The sequence below is a fragment of the Streptomyces sp. NPDC059010 genome, from assembly GCF_042740355.1.
Classification (GTDB): Bacteria; Actinomycetota; Actinomycetes; order Streptomycetales; family Streptomycetaceae; genus Streptomyces.
This window is the reverse complement of record NZ_JBHYJA010000004.1, coordinates 149,277-166,105: the sequence shown is the minus strand read 5'-3', so window position 1 is coordinate 166,105 and position 16,829 is coordinate 149,277. Positions and strand designations below refer to the sequence as shown.

Sequence of the window (16,829 nt, the reverse complement as noted above, 5' to 3'; positions counted from 1 at the left end):
ACGGGTGAGGTGCGTTACTGGGGGTCGATCCTGAAGTGCGTGAAGGTTGCCGCGCCGGCGTGTCCCGCTCCGGCGGGCGCGAGGGCGAACAGGCCGAGCAGCGCACCGACCCAGCGCCAGGGGGTGGCGGCGAAGACGGGACCGGACGACGTCCAGCCGTCCCCGATGTCGTGGAGGAAGCGGCACCGTGCCCCGTCCCCGGCCTCGATCCGCAGCCGTACCCGCCCCTCGGGAGCGAGCCGCGCATGCTCGGCGTCCCGTTCCCGCTCCGCGACGGCCTCCGCGAACCGGTGCACGACATGCACCGCCCCGTCCGCGCCCCGCTGGAGCCCGATCCAGCCGAACGCGTCCCCCAGCACCGCGAGACCGGCCCGCGCCCCCGGTTCCTCGCTGTCCAGCCGTAGCCCGACCTCCACGGCGCAAGGGTTGCCCGGGAGCCGCTGGGTGAGGATGTGCGGCAGTTTGCGCAGGTCGTGGGCGTCGGCCGAGCGGACGCAGGTCAGTCTCAGGCCGTCGCCGGAGTGCTGGGTGGCCCAGCCGTCGCGCAGGTTGGCGGTCCATGACCACTGGCGTCCGAAGCGTCCGCCGGGGAAGTCGTCGTCGGTGGCGGGCGCGGCGGGCGGCTGGGTCGGCAGATCGGGTCTGCGGTGGACGGTGACGGGGGCGCCGTCGTTGCCGAGTACCGGCCAGCCGTCGGTGTCCCAGCGCATCGGCTGGAGGTGGACGACCCTGCCGTAGGCGCCGCACTGCTGGAAGTGCAGGAACCAGTCCTCACCGGACGGAGTGCGCACCCAGCCGCCCTGGTGGGGGCCGTTGACGTCGGTGTCCTTCTGTTCGAGGACGATCCTCTCCTCGTAGGGCCCGAAGAACTCGCGTGCGCGGAAGGCGCCCTGCCAGCCGGTCTCCACTCCCCCGGCGGGCGCGAGGATCCAGAACCAGCCGTCGTGTTTGTAGAGCTTGGGCCCTTCGAGCGTGAACCAACCAGGGATGCGGTCGCCGTCGACGATCAGCTTGCCCTCGTCGAGGAGTGCGGTGCCGTCGGGGTGCATCCGGTGGCCGGTGAGCCGGTTCTTCACCCCGGAGCGGGACTTGGCCCAGGCGTGCACGAGGTAGGCCTCGCCGGTCTCGTCGTCCCACAGGGGGCAGGGGTCGATCAGGCCCTTGCCCGCCTTGACCAGGTGCGGACGGGTCCAGGGGCCGCGGATCGCCGGGGCGTTGACCTGGAAGATCCCCTGGTCGGGGTCGCCCCAGAAGATCCAGAAGCGGTCGTCGTGATGGCGCAGGGAGGGGGCCCAGACTCCGCAGTCGTGCCGGGGGGCCGCGAACTCCTTCGCCGGTTCGAGGCGGTCGACGGCGTGGCCGACCAGGGTCCAGTTGACCAGGTCGCGGGAGTGCAGCAGGGGCAGGCCCGGGGCGCGGCCGAAGCTGGAGGCGGTGAGGTAGAAGTCGTCGCCGACGCGGACGACGTCCGGGTCGGACCAGTCGGCGTTGAGCACGGGGTTGGTGTACGTCTCGGCGGTCACGGGCTCACCGCCTTGCGGATCAGGGACGCCGCTTCGAGCCGGCCGATCCGGCCGTCGGCGACGACGGTGACGATCCGGCGTACGGCGGTCTCGCCGGGCGGGATCGGCAGCCGTTCCCCGGCGGCGAGGGAGGAGCCGACGCCGGGATACTCCTCGGCGCGCACGAACCACGGGTCCCGGCGGGTCTCCTCGGTGGCCCCGGCGAAGATCAGGGTCCAGGTGGAGCCCGCGAGCGCCACCCAGGGGGCGGGCGTGCCGTGGATCGCCTGCTCGCCCTCGCGGTCGACGGTGAACACGTCCGGCGCCGACGCCTCCTTGCGGGCCCGCCAGAAGAAGCCGCCGTACGCCGCGCCGGGGCGGCCGTTGGTGGCGGGGCTGCCGATGGACAGCGGGCCGGAGGTGACGTTGGTCAGCGAGAAGGTGAAGTCCAGCGCCCAGGCGAACTCGGTGAGTTCGGTGGCCGCGACCGTACGGCGCTCGCGCAGCAGCTCGGCGCCGGACGCCACCCAGCGCAGTTCCTCGACGAAGCCGTCGGGGTCGCGCAGCTGGAAGGCGGTGTGCCGCTGGGCGCCGTGGTTGTCCAGTTCGGTCGGGCCCCGGTCGCGGACGAAGGTGCGTCCGCCCCAGAAGTTGTGCCCCTCGACGTCGGGAACGGCGACACCGACGCCGAGGTGGTGCAGGTGGTCGGCAGGGCTGAGCTCGGTGACCGCCGTGCCGGCCAGGGTGGTGACGGGGTGCAGGTAGGGGCGTGGGGAGAGCCGGGCCGGGAGTTCGGGCCGGGTGACGTACCGGCCGACCGGGCGGCCCGCGACGCGCAGCACCGCGGTGTCGTGGGGGGTCATCAGGTGCTCACCTCATTCGTTGGTGCCGGAGGAACCCAGGGGGCGCCGAGCTCGGAGTAGAGGGCGAGGGTGTCGGCGGCGGCCGCGACCAGGCCGTCGATGCCGGGGACGACCCGGCGCCGCTCGCCGGTCTCGCCGGCCTCGCCGCGGAGCAGTCGCCAGGCGTCGGCGGGCAGCGGGGCCGGGTCGGGGGCCAGTCGAATCGCTTCAACGACCTTCATGAAGGCGCCGGTCATATCGGGGGTGACCAGCAGGTCGGTGCCGTCGGTGAGGTGGTCGACGAGGTTCTCCAGCAGGTCGGTACGGCCGTACTCGAACTCCTCCGGGCCGTGGTCCGCGCGCTGGAGCAGGATGCGGTCCTGCTTGTACCAGAAGGTGATCCGGCCGTGTTCGCCGTGGACGACGACGTACGGATCGTCGGGGTCCTCGGCGCACAGCGTCGCGCCGACGACGACCTGGGGGCCGTGTGTGGTGACGCGGACGCAGGAGGTGTCGTCGGACTCGATGTCGTTGGCGCGCAGCAGCTCGGTCTCGATGCCGGTGACGTCCTCGGCGCGGGGGGTGCCGCCGAGGGCGAGCGCGGTGGCGACGGCGTGCGCGAGCGGGTTGGTCAGCACCCCGTCGATCACATCGACGCCGTTCAGCCTGCGCCTGCCCGCCCAGGGTGCCCGCCGGAAGTACGCCTCGGGCCGCGCCCAGGCACCGGCCCCGCCGATCCCGGCGATGTCCCCGATCGCGCCCTCGGCCATCAGCGTCCGCACCGCGGGCACGGCGTGCGAGCCCAGCGACTGGAATCCGATCTGACAGGCGACGCCCGCCTCGGCGACCCCGTCCGCCATGCGCCGGAACTCTGCGTACGACGGGGCGGGCGGCTTCTCCAGCAGGAGGTGCACGCCCTTGCGGGCGGCGGTCAGCGCCAGGTCGGTGTGGGTGGGGATCGGCGTGCAGATCACGGCGACCGAGGCGCCCGTGGAGTCCAGGAGGGCGCCGAAGTCGGCGGACTGCTCCGGCGAGCCGAGGCCCTCGGGGATCTCCTGCGCGGTGAGCGGGTTCAGCTCGCAGATCCCCGCCAGCCGCACGATCCCCTTGTCCTGGAGCCGGCGGATGTTGTCGAGGTGCCAGCGGCCGTGGCCGCGCGCTCCGGCCAGCACGATGGGTACGGCAGTACTCATGGGATCCTCCCTGCGCCCGCGCCTTCGGCCACCGCTCGGTCGGCGGCCCCGGCGCTGTCGATCTTTGTGTGCAGGGTAGGTGTCCAGCCGACGTCGGCCGTGAGATCGCGCTCGCTGCCGGAGTTGTAGGCGTTGTGGATGGCGAGCAGGTCGACCGGATAGCCGTTGAAGAGGGTGCCGGACTGGTGCAGGGCGGTGCCGTTCCAGCTCTTGACCAGGTCGGCGACCTCGATGTGGCCGGGGGTGTGGAAGGCGTTGTTCTCTGCGTAGAGCGCGGACTCGTTCGACACGCCGATGGAGTAGCGGTGGTCGTGGGCGTCGGCCGGGACGACGTACCGGTTGTTGTAGAGGTGCACCTGCCCGAAACGGACGCGCGGGGCGCGCTGGACGACGGACTCGAACTCGTTGTGGTGCAGGGTGACACGGAGCTTGCCGCGGTCGCCGGTGGCCGTGTCGCCGTTGCCGACGAGAATCGCCTTGTCGTGGTCGGCGAACCGGCTCCAGGAGACGGTGACCAGGTCGGAGGCATTGGTGATGTCGAGCAGGCCGTCGTGGCGGAGGTAGTTGCGGCCGAAGTAGGTGGGCTCCTCCTCGTCCGGGTGCCCCTTGTCGCTCAGGCTCACATGGTCGATCCACACATGGGTGGCGCCGCGCAGCCAGATGTTGTCGTACGCCGTCTTCCAGTCGCCGAGGCCGCCGGTGTTGGGCTGCCAGACGGGGAAGCAGTCGTAGGCGTCGCGGAGTTCGAGGTTGCGGACGATGACGTTGTCCGCGCCCCTGAGCTGGAGGCTCGCGCCTTTGAGTACGGCCCTGTCGCCGAGTCCGACGATGGTGGTGTTGGAGCCGACGGCGAGCTCGATCCGCTCGGCCTGTCCGGCCGCCGACGCCTGCCGGGCCTCCTCCTGCGGGCCGCTGGGCTTGGCGGAGCCCCAGGTGCGGGGGTCGTAGGCGGCCAGGTACTTCCTGGTGCTGTAGCCGTCGGTGGCGTAGTCGGCGCAGTCCAGGTGGTCGCCGTCGTCGTCGGTGTTGGCGTCGACGGTGCCGGCGATCCGGATGATCTTCGGCGTCGAACTGCCGCCGTCGAGGGCCCGGACCAGCTCACCCCGGTTGCGTACGGTGAAGACATGGGCGTCGTCGGCGGTGGAACCCCCCGTGGTACCACCGTCGGCCGCCGCCCAGCCGTCGTTCGCGGGCAGGGTGTCGCGGCTGATGTCCCGGACGTCGTCGGCGTGCGCGGGCACACAGAGCAGCCCCAGCAGAGCGGTCAGTAGCGCTACTTGACGGAGTCTCATCCCTTCACCGCCCCCGCACTGAAGCCGGTGATCAGCCACTTCTGGATGAAGGCGAACACGATCACCACCGGTACGGCCGCGATGATGCCGCCCGCGGCGAGCGCGCCCAGGTCGACGCTGTCCGCGCCCATCAGGGTGTTGAGGCCGACCGGGATGGTCTGCTTCTCCTGGTTGTTGAGGAACATCAGGGCGAACAGGAAGTGGTTCCAGGAGTGCACGAAGGCGAAGGAGCCGACGGCGATCAGACCGGGCCGCAGCAACGGCAGGACGATGATCCGGAAGGCCGTGAACCGGTTGCACCCGTCGACCCAGGCGGCCTCCTCCAGGGAGTACGGCACGTTCTTGATGAAGTTGCTGATCAGGATCATCGACAGCGGCAACTGGAACACCGTCTCGGCGATGATCACGCTGCCCAGCGAGTTGATCATCTGGAGCTCGGCGAAGATCTCGAACAGCGGCACCAGGAGCAGCGCGCCCGGCACGAACTGGGAGCACAGCAGGGCCAGCATGAACGCCCGCTTGACCTTGAAGTTGAAGCGCGCGAGGGCGTAGCCGCCGGCCAGGGCGACCAGGGTCGTCATCAGCAGGGTGACGACGCCGACGAGGACGCTGTTCTGGAAGTAGGTGCCGAAGCTCCGCTCCGTCCAGACCTTCTCGAAGTGGTCGAAGGTCATCGGCCAGGGCACGAGCGAGGTCGAGCCGGCCGGGCGGAGCGAGAAGAGCAGGATCCAGTAGAAGGGGATGAGGGTGAAGACGAGGTAGACCGACAGCGGCAGATAGATCTGCCGGCGCGGGACCTCGTCCCAGGAGCGGTTCTTCTTCGCCGGACGGGGCGGTTCGGGGGCGGCACGCAGGGGCGCGGGCGCGGCCTTGGTGGCTTCCTTCACGCTCACTTGTCCTCACCTCCGAACTTGCTCAGCCGCAGATAGACGATCGAGCAGAAGAGCAGGATCACGAACGCGACCGTGGTCAGGGCGGACGCGTAGCCGAAGTTGTGGGCGTCGACGCTGGTGTTGGCGATGTAGAGCGGCAGGGTCGTGGTGACTCCCGCCGGGCCGCCGCCGGTCAGGGTGTAGAGCAGGTCGACGTTGTTGAACTCCCACACCGCGCGCAGCAGCGTGGACAGGACGATCGCGTCCTTGAGGTGGGGCAGCGTGATGTGCCAGAACTGCTTGATCCGGCTGGCTCCGTCGACCTCGGCGGCCTCGTACAGGTCCTTCGAGACGGACTGGAGGTCGGCGAGGATGAGGATCGCGAAGAACGGCACACCGCGCCACAGGTCGGCGACGACCGCCGCCGGGAAGACGGTGGAGGTGTCCGACAGCCAGCTGGTGCCGTAGGAGCCGATGCCGACGTCGGCGAGGTAACGGGTGATGCCCGTCTGGGAGTTGTAGAGCAGCACCCAGATCGCCGAGGTCAGCACGCCGGAGACGGCCCACGGGGAGAAGACGAGCGCACGGCCGAGCGCACGGCCCGCGAAGGTCTGGTTGACGATCAGCGCGAGCGCGAGCCCGAACAGCAGCTGGAGTCCGACCTCGACGACGACCCACTTGGCGCTGAAGACCAGCGTGTCCCAGAACAGCGGGTCCTCGGTGAAGGCATGGACGAAGTTGTCGAGGCCCGTGAAGCCGTTCCGCCATGGTTTGGTGGGGTTGTACTCCTGCAGGCTGTAGTAGAAGACGCTGATCACCGGGTAGGCGATGAAGCCCAGCATGAGCAGGGCCGCCGGGGCGATCAGCAGATACGGGAGCCTGCGCGGGGTGGCGGAGGCACGGCGTCGCCGGGGTGGCGCGGGCGGTTTCGCCACGGCTGCGGCTTGGGCCATGACTGTTCTCCGTTCTCGGTGAAGCGCTTTCCGATCATCGTTCGGGATCTCGACCACAGCGAGGTGCGGGTGGCCGAGGGTGGTTCAGCCTGCGTACGGGTCGGCGACCTTGCCCGGCCGGGCCAGGAACTCGAAGTCGCAGCCGGTGTCGGCCTGGGTGATCTGTTCGTTGTAGAGCGCGCCGTAGCCCCGCTCGTAGCGTGCGGGCGGCGGCGTCCACCGAGTCCTGCGCCGCTCCAACTCCTCGTCGTCCACGTCGAGTTGAAGGGTCCGCGCCTCCACGTCCAGGGTGATCAGGTCCCCGGTGCGCACGAGGGCCAGCGGTCCGCCGACGTACGACTCCGGCGTCACGTGCAGCACACAGGTGCCGTAGCTCGTGCCGCTCATCCGCGCGTCGGAGATCCGCACCATGTCCCGCACCCCCTGCTTCAGCAGATGGTCGGGCAGCGGCAGCATGCCGTACTCGGGCATGCCCGGACCGCCCTTGGGCCCGGCGTTGCGCAGCACCAGCACACTGTCGGCGGTGATGTTCAGCGACGGGTCGTTGATGGTCCGCTGCATCGTCTTGTAGTCGTCGAAGACGACGGCACGGCCGGTGTGCTTGAGCAGATGGCGCTCGGCGGCAATGTGCTTGATGACGGCGCCGTCCGGACAGAGGTTGCCACGCAGCACGGCGACCCCGCCCTCGCCGGCCACCGGGTTCTCACGGGTGCGGATCACGTCGTCGTGGTGGACGACGGCGCCCTCGATCTGCTCCCCCAGGGTGCCGTTCACGGTCGGCCGGTCCAGGTGCAGCAGGTCGGTGATCCGCGAGAGGAAGGCGGGCAGGCCGCCGGCGAAGTGGAAGTCCTCCATGAGGTACGTCTGTCCGCCGGGACGGACGTTGGCCAGGACCGGGACGGTGCGGGCGATGCGGTCGAAGTCGTCGAGGGTGAGCTTGATGCCCGCGCGGCCCGCCATCGCGATCAGATGGATGACGGCGTTGGTGGAACCACCGAGCCCGAGCACCGTGGTCACGGCATCCTCGAAGGCCTCCCGGGTGAGGATCCCGGACGGCTTGAGCCCGGTCCAGGCCAGCTCCACCGCGCGGCGCCCGGAGGCGGCGGCCATCCGCTCGTGCGCGGAATCGACGGCCGGGATCGAGGAGGCGCCGGGCAGGGACATGCCGAGGACCTCCGCCGCCGCGGTCATCGTGGAGGCGGTCCCCATGGTCATGCAGTGACCGGGCGAACGCGCCAACCCGCCCTGCAGCTCGCGCAGTTCGCAGTCGGTCAGATTGCCCGCGCGGTGCTCGTCCCAGTACTTCCACATGTCGGTGCCGGACCCGAGGATCTCACCGCGCCAGTGCCCCGGCAGCATCGGCCCCGCGGGGACGAAGAGCGACGGAACATCGGCCGAGGCCGCGCCCATGAGCAGCGCCGGGGTCGACTTGTCGCAGCCGCCGAGCAGCACCGCCGCGTCGATCGGATACGACCGCAGCAGCTCCTCCGTCTCCATGGCGAGGAGGTTGCGGTAGAGCATCGGGGTCGGCTTCTGGTACGTCTCCGAGAGCGTGGAGACCGGGAATTCGAGCGGGAAACCCCCGGCCTGCCACACCCCCCGCTTGACCGCCTCGGCCCGCTCACGCAGATGGACGTGGCAGGGGTTGATGTCCGACCAGGTGTTGAGGACGGCGATCACCGGGCGGCCCCGGTACTCCTCCGCCTCGTAGCCGAGCTGGCGCATACGGGCGTTGTGCGACCAGGTGCGCAGCTGGCCCTCGGTGCCGTACCACTGATGGCTGCGCAGTTCCTCCGGGCTCTTGCGCGCTCTGTCGGTCATATCGACCACCCGGCGGCGATGGCGGCGACCTCGGCGCGCTCGCCCTCGGGGAGGTGCCGGCTCGGCGGCCGGACATCGCGGCGGCACAGGCCGAGGGTGGCGAGGGCCTCCTTGACGACGGTGACGTTGTTGGCGGAGCCGTTCGCGGCGCGCAGCTCCTCGAAGCGGCGGATCTGCTCCCAGACCTTCATCGCGCCCGGGTAGTCACCGGATCGAAGCGCTTCGATCATGTTCAGCGAAACGGACGGGGCGACGTTCACGAGTCCTGAGGTGAAGCCGGTGGCGCCCGCGGAGAAGTACGAGGGCGCGTACGGCTCGGCGAGCCCGGCGACCCACACGAAGCGGTCGAGCCCCGCGTCCCGTGCGAAGGCGGCGAACCTGGCGGCGTCCGGAACGGCGTACTTCACGCCGATGACGTTCGGGCAGTCGTCGGCGAGTTCGGCGAGCCGGGCGCCGTCGAGCTGGGCGTTGCGGATGTACGGGACGACGCCGAGCTCCGGCACGGCTGACGCGATGGCGCGGTGGTAGTCGACCCAGCCGCTCTGCGAGACGTAGGGATGGACGGGCTGATGGACCATCACCATCCGGGCGCCGAGCTCGCGGGCGTGCCGGGCGGAGGCGACGGCGGTGGGCACGTCGTGGCCGACGCCGACGAGGACGACGGCGGTGTCGCCGCACTCGTCCACGGTCAACTCGGTGACCAGACGGCGCTCTTCGGGGGTGAGGGCGTAGAACTCGCCGGTGTTGCCGTTGGGGGTGAGGGTGGTGACGCCTCCGTCGAGCAGACGACGCAGCAGGGCCCGGTGGGCGTCCTGGTCGATCGTGCCGTCCTCGGCGAACGGGGTCACCGGGATCGCCACCACGTCGGCCAGGGCCGCCCGTTGGGTCTCGAACGTCGTTGTCATGCCGGACCGTCCTTTTCCTGGGCCTCGACTCCCGCGTCCGGGAAGGCCCGCTCGACGAACGACGCGATATGGGCGTGCAGGGCGCGCGCGGCGCCGTCGGCGTCCCCTTCGAGCGCGAGCCGCAGGATCTCCCGGTGCTCACCGGCCTCCCGCTCCCAGGAGGGGGAGGCGGCCCAGGCGACGGCGGAGACCAGGGCCGCCTGGTCGCGGACCTCGTCGAGCATCCGGCCGAGCAGCGGGTTGCCGCAGGGCAGGTACAGGGCGCGGTGGAACTCCCGGTTGGCGAGGGAGCGTTCGGCGGTGTCGGCGGCGGCGTCGGCCCGGGTGAGGGCGTCACGGGCGGCGGCGAGAGACGCTCCGCGCCGCACGGCCCGCTTCAGCGCCTCGGGCTCCAGCAGCAGCCGCACGTCATAGACCTCGCGTGCCATGTCCGCGTCCACCATGCGCACCGTGACGCCCTTGTACTGGCTCATCACGACCAGCCCGGTCCCGGCCAGCGTCTTGAGCGCCTCGCGCACGGGGGTCTTCGACACCCCGAACTGTGCGGCGAGCTCGGTCTCGACGAGGGCCTGACCGGGCGTCAACTGCCCGGTGAGGATGCGGCGTTTGATCTCCTCCAGCACGAACTGCGTGCGCGAGGGGATCGGCGTGGGCACAGAGGTCATGCGCGCCTCTCGGATATCGCGTCTCATATATGACGTACGAAGTACGACGCGATGAAGGTAGGAGCGCGTCTGTGATTCGTCAATGCCTCTGACAAAAGGAAGTTGGGGTTCCGGGAGGGCGCTCGGACTCAGAGACCCGCGCGGCTGAACGTCAGATGCGTGACCCCACTGGGCGAGGACGTGGCCTCGACCTCGTAGTCCTTCTCCAGGCCCTCCAGTCCGTCCCAGAGGCGTACGCCCCGGCCGAGCAGGATCGGGGCGACCACGACGTGCAGGTGGTCGATGAGCCCGGCGGCGAAGAAGTCACGGATCACGGTGGGGCCGCCGCCGATGCGGACGTCCTGTCCGTCCGCCGCCTCACGGGCCGCCTTGAGCACCTCGGCGGGCGAGGCGTCGAGGAAGTGGAACGTCGTGCCGCCCTCCATCTCGATGGACGGGCGCGGGTGATGGGTGAGGACGAAGGTCGGTGTGTGGAAGGGCGGGTTGGGCCCCCACCACCCCCGCCACTCGGGGTCCTCGTGCCATCCGGGGTAACCGAACTTCCCCGCACCCATGATCTCGGCACCGACCCCGGGCAGGAACTGCCGCGCGAAGGCGTCGTCGACACCGCCGCCCCCGCCGGACCCGCCGGTCATCTGGTTCCACCACCGGGTGGCGAACATCCACTCGTGCAGCCGTTCGCCGGCATGGCCGAACGGAGCCTCCCGGCTCAGGCCCTCACCGGTGCCGAAGCCGTCGAGCGAGACGGAGAAGTTGTGGACGCGGACAAGTGACATGACTTCTTCCCTTCCTTTGCTCTTCTTTGCTTCTGCTGGTTACGGCTTGTGCGACAGGTCCCGGTCGGCCGTCGCCCGCCACTGCGGATCCCGGCCGCTCAGTCCCACCGCCCGGTCGAGCAGCGCCGCGTCGTCCGGGACGGGGACGACCGGGCCGAAGATGCCGCCGCCGCGGCTCGGGTCGTCGGCGGCCACGAGCAGCATCCCGTACGACAGCTGCAGGGCGGCCGGGTCGGGGGTGTACGGCTGACCGGTCGCGCGGGCCAGGTCCCAGCCGTGGATCACCAGCTCGTTCGTGGCGACCGCACCGGCCTCCGGGCCGGTCAGCGGCACTCCGCCCGCGCGGGTCCGGCCGGTCCAGGCGGCCGGGTCGCGCCATGCCTCGGCCAGTTCCGCCAGGACCTTGGGCAGCTCCTCGCGCCAGCCCGGCCCGATGTCCGGCAGGGCGGCCTGCGGGTTCGTGTCGGTGGTGGGGCCCAGGTCCTTGCGGCCGGCGTCGCGGAAGGCGACCGACAGGCCGAGCAGGTGCCCCAGCAGGTTGCGCACCGTGTACGCCGGGCACGGCGTCCCGTCCGTCAGCTGATCGTCGCGGACGCCGTCCGCCAGGCGGGCGATCACACGGGCCTGTGGTTCGAGGTCGAGGGTGCTGTCAGTCATGGGCCAACTCCTCAGGGATGTGTTCCTGAGAGGTTGACCCTCGGCGCGAGCGAAACTCATCGCCGACACGAGACGCCCTACGACCGGCCCAGCCGAGCCGCCTCCACCGGCACCGGACCCTTCCGCCCCCGGGCACCCCGCATCCACTCCAGCAGCTCCCTCGGCGTCCTGCCGCCCGCGAAGCACCACAGCGCGATCACCGGGTCACAGATCGCGCAGCCCAGGGAGGAAGTGTGGGCGAAAGGGATGATCGGGTCGCCCTTGATGTGGTGGACGATGTCCCACGCGGTGTGCAGCAGCCAGGCGACGCCGATGAAGGTCCACGAGTCCAGGCCGCGAAAGGCGACGTAGGTGACCAGCGCGGTGAACGGGAATTCCCAGCCGCCCATACCGCCGCCACTCAGATAGGCGGCCCCCGCTCCGGCGACCATGACGGCGTTGAAGCGCCGCCGGTGCGGTTCCCGGATCAGGGACATCAGAAGGGCGTAGAGGATTCCGACGCCGATCGGCGCGACGTACTGCATGCGAAGTGCCTTTTCCCACAGGTGACTTGGACGGCTCACCACGCTATGAGCGGGCCCACCCCCACCCCAGAGGCATAACCGACAGCTTCCGACGGATTCCCGCCCGGCCGCCGCTCGGCGCGTCGGGGTGACGTTCCCCTTTCCGGACAGCCAGAACGGCCCGGCGGAGATCCGACGGGCCGTCACAGTACTGCGAGCAGAGGGTCAGCCGACCGGCTGTGCGGCAATGGCGACCGATGTCTCCGTGGTCGTGGGCTCTTCGGACTCGACGCCCTCTTCGCGCTGCTTCTTCAGCGCGAGTTCCCTGGCCGTCTTTTCCGAGAACAGCCTCATTTCAGCCTCGGTCCGCAGATCGAACACCATTGCCTCCTTCGAGCTTTGTCCGGCCGCGGTTCACTTGGTCACCGCGAGCACCTCTTTACCTGCACATTACCTCATGATCCGCCGTCGAGGCAGGGTCAAATCACAGTCGCACACAGGGAATTGGCGTACCGTCAACCCCACCGCGCACCACGCTCACGCCCCCCGTCCCCACCGCACGCGGAATTGTCATGGACGGGACGCATGGGATCGACGTATCGTGCCCCGGCCGCGCACAGTTCCGCGGACCGTTTCCTTCTCGTCCGTGGGGGCCGAACAGCCATGTCCGCATCAGATGACCTGCGTCCGCGTCCCCAGCTGCCCGCAGGGGCCCCCGAGTCGTCCCTCGGCCTCCTGATCGCAGCCGTCGCGGGGCTCGCTCTGGTTGCCCTGTGTGACGCGTTCAGTCTTGTCGCCGGCCTTCGGCTCCGAGCGGCGATCGACGCGGACGGCGGCTTCGTGACGGCCCCGCGGCAGGAGCTGGAAGCCGCTGCCTCGCTGTACGAGACGGCCGGGAGGTACCAGGTCATCGTGTACCTGCCCGCCGCGATCCTGTTCGTCGTCTGGTTCTTCCGTATGCGCCGCAACACCGGCCTTCTGGCACCGGACCGGTTCCGCAACGGACCCGGGTGGGCCATCGGCGCCTGGCTCATTCCGCTGGTGAACCTCTGGATGCCGTACCGCATCGCCCTCGACATGTGGGGGGCCGCCACTCCGCTGCCGGCCGGGGGCGAGCGGTACCGGGCACGGACCTGGCCGGTGAACCTGTGGTGGGGTCTGTTCGCCTTCAGCGTCCTGTTCAACCGGTACGCCGGGACGAAGTACGACAAGGCCGAGACACTGACGGAGGTCAGGGACGCGGTGGTGCAGTACATGGCGGCAGACGTGCTGCACATCGTCGCCGCCGCTGCCGCCGTCCACTTCGCCGTCCGGCTGACCGCCATGCAGCGGTCCAAGGCGGTTCAGGGGCCGTACGGACCCGCGGTCGCCAAGGACACGACGCCCTAGTGGCCCTCCCTTGGCCGCAACGTCGTCCAAGGCACTCCCAAGGCTTTCAAGGCGCTTCTAAGGCACTTCCCCGATCCCCGCGCCCCCGCCTTAGCCGCACAGTGACCAGGCATGACGACCACCACCTGGGCACTCGCACGCGTCCTGCGCGACCGCGACGCCCGCCTCTACCTCACCGGAGTCGTGATCTCCGGCTTCGGCACCTCCGCGCTGTGGCTGGCCTCCGGCGTCTGGGTCAAGGACCTCACCGGCTCCGACGGCCTGGCCGCACTGTGCCTGCTCGCCCTGTGGGCGCCCACCCTGGTGGGCCCGCTCCTCGGCACGCTCGCCGACCGCACCCGCCGCAAACCGCTGCTGATCGGCACGAACCTGCTCCTGGCCGCGCTGCTGCCCCTCCTCTTCGCCGTCGACTCGGCGGACCGGGTCTGGCTGGTGTTCGCGGTCCTGTTCGGCTACGGCGCGGCAGGCGTCGTCCATGACGCCGCCGAGTCCGCCCTCGTCGCCACCGCCGTCCCCGGCCCCCTGCTCGGCGACTTCAACGGGCTGCGCATGACGGCCACCGAAGGCATGAAACTCCTCGCCCCGATGGCCGGTGCGGGCGTCTACGCGGCGTACGGCGGTGCGAGCGTCGCCCTGCTCGACGCCGTCACGTTCGTGGTCGCGACCGGTCTGTACGTCTGTCTCCGGGGCCGCGAGAGCAGGCCCGGGCCGCCGGCCGAGGGCTGGCGGAAGCAGACCGCCGAAGGCGCCCGCCACCTGTGGTCGCACCCGCGGCTGCGGCCCCTCGTCCTGGCCGGCGGCACGACCATGCTCTTCGCCGGCCTCAACGGCGCGATGATCTACGCCGTCATCGACGGCCTCGGGCACTCCCCCGCGTACGCCGGTGTGCTGTACGCCGTCCAGGGCGCCGGTTCGGTGGCGGTCGGGCTGCTCTCCGGCCCCGCCCTGCGCCGCTTCGGCGAACGCCGTTTCGCCGCGTACGGCATCGCCCTGACGGCCGCCGCGGCGGGCCTGCGCGCGATCCCGTCCGACCCGGTGGCCCTGGTCTGCAGCGGGGCGATCGGCGCGAGTCTGCCCTGTGTGCTGATCGCCGCGCTCACCGCCGTACAGCGTGAGACCCCGGACGCGCTGCTCGGCCGTACCGCCGCCACCGCCAACACGCTTCTGTTCACGCCGAACGTCATCGGGCTGGCGGCGGGCGCGGCACTCGTCGAACTGCTCGACGTACGGCTGCTGTCGGCGGCCGTCGGCCTCGCGTGGCCGGCGTCCGCCCTACCGCTGCTTCAGAGCCCGGCGAGCCCCTCCCGCACCGCCGCCAGGTCCCCGTCCGACGCCAACCCCGCGTGATAGAGCCGGATCTCCGTCGCCCCCAGCGCACGCGCGCGTGCCGCGTCCGACGCGAGCGTGCCCGGGCTGCCCCCCATGCCGGAGACCACACCGAGGTTGGCGGCGACGACGGCGCCCTCGCGGCCCTGCTCGGCGAACGGGGTCAGCAGGCCGGGGCCGCCCGCGCAGGGCACCACCACGCCGTCCGCGACGGACAGGATGTGCGCGGGGTCGACGCCGGGGTTCGCGCCGACGCGGTACGTCATCGGGTCGGCGTGCAGCAGCACCTGGAAGCCGTCGGGTGCGGCCCGGCGTACGGCCGCGACGACCGTCTCCTGGAGCGTACGGGCGGTTTCGTCACGCCACGCGCGGGTGGCCGCCGCCGTCTGCGAACCGAGCAGCTTCTCGACCCCGGCCCAGCCCTCGTCGGCGACCGCGCCCTGCCACAGCGGTTCGAGGGCGGTGCGTACGGCCGCCGCCAGTTCGTCGGCGTCCACGCCCTGGGCGCCGTAGCCCTCCTTGCAGGTCGGGCAGAAGCAGAGCGCCATGAGGTAGTACCCGGCGTCGCCGAGTGGGACCCCGGCCGTCTTGTCGTGGGCGTGCAGATGCTGCAGGCCGTACCAGCCGAGGGACTCCAGCTCGGTGCCCCGGGCTCCGGGGCGTACGGCGGCCTCGGCGGCCAGGTCGACGAGGTACGCGCGCGTGGCGGGCTGGGCGATGCAGGGGGCCCAGGGGTAGCGGTCACCGTAGGCGTTGACGACCGAGGTGCCGGGGTGCTCGGCGCCGAGGCGGGAGTTGTGCGCGAGGACGACCCAGGTGTGCACCTCCAGGCCCGCGTCCGCGAGCGCGGTGGCCGCCTCGCCGTAGGCGTCGCCGGGTGCCCAGTCGCCGGCCGGGTACGGACGCAGCTCGCGGCCCTTCCAGCGGTCGTCCGGCGGGTACAGCACGGCCGCGTGTTCGGCGGTGACGATGCGGTGGCGCGGGTGGCGGGGGGTGAGGGCGCGGGTGGAGTGGTAGGCGGCGGCGAGCGTCACCTGCTGCACACCGAGGGCGGCGATCCTGCCGGGTGCCTCCGGGTCCGCGTTGACGTCCCAGGGGTAGACGAATGTCGACGCCTTCACTTGGTGTCCTCCGGGTCCTTCTCCAGCAGCGCGTACCCGCGCTCGATCAGCTGAGCGAGCTGCTTGACATGATCCTCGCCCGGCTCGTGCAGCGGTGGCCGCACCTCCCCGACATCCAGTCCGCGCAGCCGCACGCCGGCCTTGACGAGGGCTACGGCGTATCCGCGGCCCTGGGCGCGCAGTTCGACGAACGGGCGGTAGAAGCCGTCCAGCAGACGGTTGGCGGTCGCCTCGTCGCCGGTCTCCAGCGCCTCGTAGAAGGCGAGGGCGATCTCCGGGGCGAAGCAGAAGACGGCGGAGGAGTAGAGCGTGACGCCGATCGCGCGGTAGGCGGGCTGGGTCTGCTCGGCGGTCGGCAGTCCGTTGAAGTAGAGGAAGTCGCCGGGGACCTCGGTGCGTACGGCGCTGACGGTCCGCTGCATCAGGTCCAGGTCGCCGAGGCCGTCCTTGAGGCCGATGACGCCGTCCGTGCGGGCCAGCTCCACGACGGTGTCCGGGCTGAACACGGCGTTGTCGCGCTGGTAGACGATCACGGGGAGCCCGGTCGCCGCCGCGATCTCCTTGTAGTGCCGCAGCAGCCCCTCCTGCCCGGCGACGACGAGATAGGGCGGCATGGCGAGCAGCCCGTCCGCCCCGGCCGCCTCGGCGAGCCCCGCGTAGCGCACGGCGAGGGCGGTGCCGTACCCGGTGCCCGCGACGACCGGCACACGGCCGTCCGTGGCCTCGACGGCGGCCCGTACGCACGCCTCGTACTCCTCGGGTGTGAGCGCGTGGAACTCCCCGGTGCCGCACGCCGCGAACACGGCGGCGGCCCCGGCCTCGACGCCCCGGCGCACATGGGTGCGGTAGGTGTCGAGGTCGACCGAGCCGTCGGGGCCGTAGGCGGTGACGGGGAAGAACAGCGGCCCGCTGCGGATGCCGAGTCGAGCGGCAAGGGGGGCAGGCGTCACGGGCTCTCCCTAGAACGAGAACGGGTGAGTACAGGGCAGTACAGGGCAGTACAGGTTTCTGA

17 protein-coding genes are annotated in these 16,829 nt (G+C 71.0%); 2 read left to right on the top strand and 15 right to left on the bottom strand.

The features are described 5' to 3' along the window. Window positions 1-14: 14 nt before the first annotated feature. From ACFWYS_RS05725 to ACFWYS_RS05665, 13 genes are all read right to left on the bottom strand, one after another. Complete coding sequence (locus ACFWYS_RS05725) at window positions 15-1,523, bottom strand: family 43 glycosylhydrolase (protein WP_384763780.1); 1,509 nt, start codon at window positions 1,521-1,523, stop codon at window positions 15-17. Further along, a complete protein-coding gene (locus ACFWYS_RS05720) occupies window positions 1,520-2,365 on the bottom strand; it encodes a PmoA family protein (RefSeq protein WP_384763778.1) in 846 nt (281 codons plus the stop codon). Before ACFWYS_RS05720 ends, ACFWYS_RS05725 begins: the two co-directional genes overlap by 4 nt. Further along, window positions 2,365-3,537, bottom strand: coding sequence for a Gfo/Idh/MocA family protein (locus tag ACFWYS_RS05715; RefSeq protein WP_384763775.1), 1,173 nt, complete (start codon window positions 3,535-3,537; stop codon window positions 2,365-2,367). Before ACFWYS_RS05715 ends, ACFWYS_RS05720 begins: the two co-directional genes overlap by 1 nt. Then, window positions 3,534-4,829, bottom strand: a complete 1,296-nt coding sequence (locus ACFWYS_RS05710) for a polysaccharide lyase family 1 protein (protein ID WP_384763773.1) — start codon at window positions 4,827-4,829, stop codon at window positions 3,534-3,536. Before ACFWYS_RS05710 ends, ACFWYS_RS05715 begins: the two co-directional genes overlap by 4 nt. Beyond that, window positions 4,826-5,722, bottom strand: coding sequence for a carbohydrate ABC transporter permease (locus tag ACFWYS_RS05705; RefSeq protein ID WP_384763771.1), 897 nt, complete (start codon window positions 5,720-5,722; stop codon window positions 4,826-4,828). The genes ACFWYS_RS05710 and ACFWYS_RS05705 overlap by 4 nt, the downstream gene beginning before the upstream one ends. Then, window positions 5,719-6,654 (bottom strand): carbohydrate ABC transporter permease, encoded by a 936-nt coding sequence (locus ACFWYS_RS05700; RefSeq protein WP_384763768.1) that lies wholly within the window; start codon window positions 6,652-6,654, stop codon window positions 5,719-5,721. The genes ACFWYS_RS05705 and ACFWYS_RS05700 overlap by 4 nt, the downstream gene beginning before the upstream one ends. Window positions 6,655-6,738: 84 nt before the next feature. Beyond that, window positions 6,739-8,475: an L-arabinonate dehydratase gene (gene araD, locus ACFWYS_RS05695; protein WP_384763766.1), complete on the bottom strand. Its 1,737-nt coding sequence runs from the start codon at window positions 8,473-8,475 to the stop codon at window positions 6,739-6,741. Continuing rightward, window positions 8,472-9,380 (bottom strand): dihydrodipicolinate synthase family protein, encoded by a 909-nt coding sequence (locus ACFWYS_RS05690; protein ID WP_384763765.1) that lies wholly within the window; start codon window positions 9,378-9,380, stop codon window positions 8,472-8,474. The genes araD and ACFWYS_RS05690 overlap by 4 nt, the downstream gene beginning before the upstream one ends. After that, window positions 9,377-10,045, bottom strand: a complete 669-nt coding sequence (locus ACFWYS_RS05685; protein ID WP_384763762.1) for a GntR family transcriptional regulator — start codon at window positions 10,043-10,045, stop codon at window positions 9,377-9,379. The genes ACFWYS_RS05690 and ACFWYS_RS05685 overlap by 4 nt, the downstream gene beginning before the upstream one ends. Before the next feature lie 128 nt (window positions 10,046-10,173). Next, on the bottom strand, window positions 10,174-10,821 hold the full coding sequence (locus tag ACFWYS_RS05680) for a dihydrofolate reductase family protein (RefSeq protein ID WP_384763759.1): 648 nt from the start codon (window positions 10,819-10,821) through the stop codon (window positions 10,174-10,176). Window positions 10,822-10,860: 39 nt separating this feature from the next. Next, on the bottom strand, window positions 10,861-11,478 hold the full coding sequence (locus tag ACFWYS_RS05675) for a TIGR03086 family metal-binding protein (RefSeq protein WP_384763757.1): 618 nt from the start codon (window positions 11,476-11,478) through the stop codon (window positions 10,861-10,863). A 77-nt stretch (window positions 11,479-11,555) separates the two neighbouring features. After that, complete coding sequence (locus tag ACFWYS_RS05670; RefSeq protein ID WP_384763754.1) at window positions 11,556-12,002, bottom strand: DUF6010 family protein; 447 nt, start codon at window positions 12,000-12,002, stop codon at window positions 11,556-11,558. Between the two features lie 204 nt (window positions 12,003-12,206). Beyond that, on the bottom strand, window positions 12,207-12,365 hold the full coding sequence (locus ACFWYS_RS05665) for a hypothetical protein (RefSeq protein ID WP_384763751.1): 159 nt from the start codon (window positions 12,363-12,365) through the stop codon (window positions 12,207-12,209). 279 nt (window positions 12,366-12,644) lie between these two features. On the opposite strand from ACFWYS_RS05665, the gene ACFWYS_RS05660 reads away from it, so the two are divergent. Next, window positions 12,645-13,370, top strand: coding sequence for a DUF4328 domain-containing protein (locus tag ACFWYS_RS05660; RefSeq protein ID WP_384763748.1), 726 nt, complete (start codon window positions 12,645-12,647; stop codon window positions 13,368-13,370). A gap of 111 nt (window positions 13,371-13,481) precedes the next feature. Continuing rightward, window positions 13,482-14,717 carry an MFS transporter gene (locus tag ACFWYS_RS05655; protein WP_384763745.1) on the top strand — a complete coding sequence of 412 codons (1,236 nt, stop codon included), beginning with the start codon at window positions 13,482-13,484 and terminating at the stop codon, window positions 14,715-14,717. On the opposite strand, the gene ACFWYS_RS05650 is transcribed toward ACFWYS_RS05655, so the two are convergent. Next, window positions 14,654-15,817, bottom strand: a complete 1,164-nt coding sequence (locus ACFWYS_RS05650) for a hypothetical protein (protein ID WP_384763742.1) — start codon at window positions 15,815-15,817, stop codon at window positions 14,654-14,656. The two genes, ACFWYS_RS05655 and ACFWYS_RS05650, sit on opposite strands and share 64 nt — an antisense overlap. Continuing rightward, window positions 15,814-16,767 carry a 5-dehydro-4-deoxyglucarate dehydratase gene (locus ACFWYS_RS05645; RefSeq protein ID WP_384763740.1) on the bottom strand — a complete coding sequence of 318 codons (954 nt, stop codon included), beginning with the start codon at window positions 16,765-16,767 and terminating at the stop codon, window positions 15,814-15,816. Before ACFWYS_RS05645 ends, ACFWYS_RS05650 begins: the two co-directional genes overlap by 4 nt. Window positions 16,768-16,829: the final 62 nt, after the last annotated feature.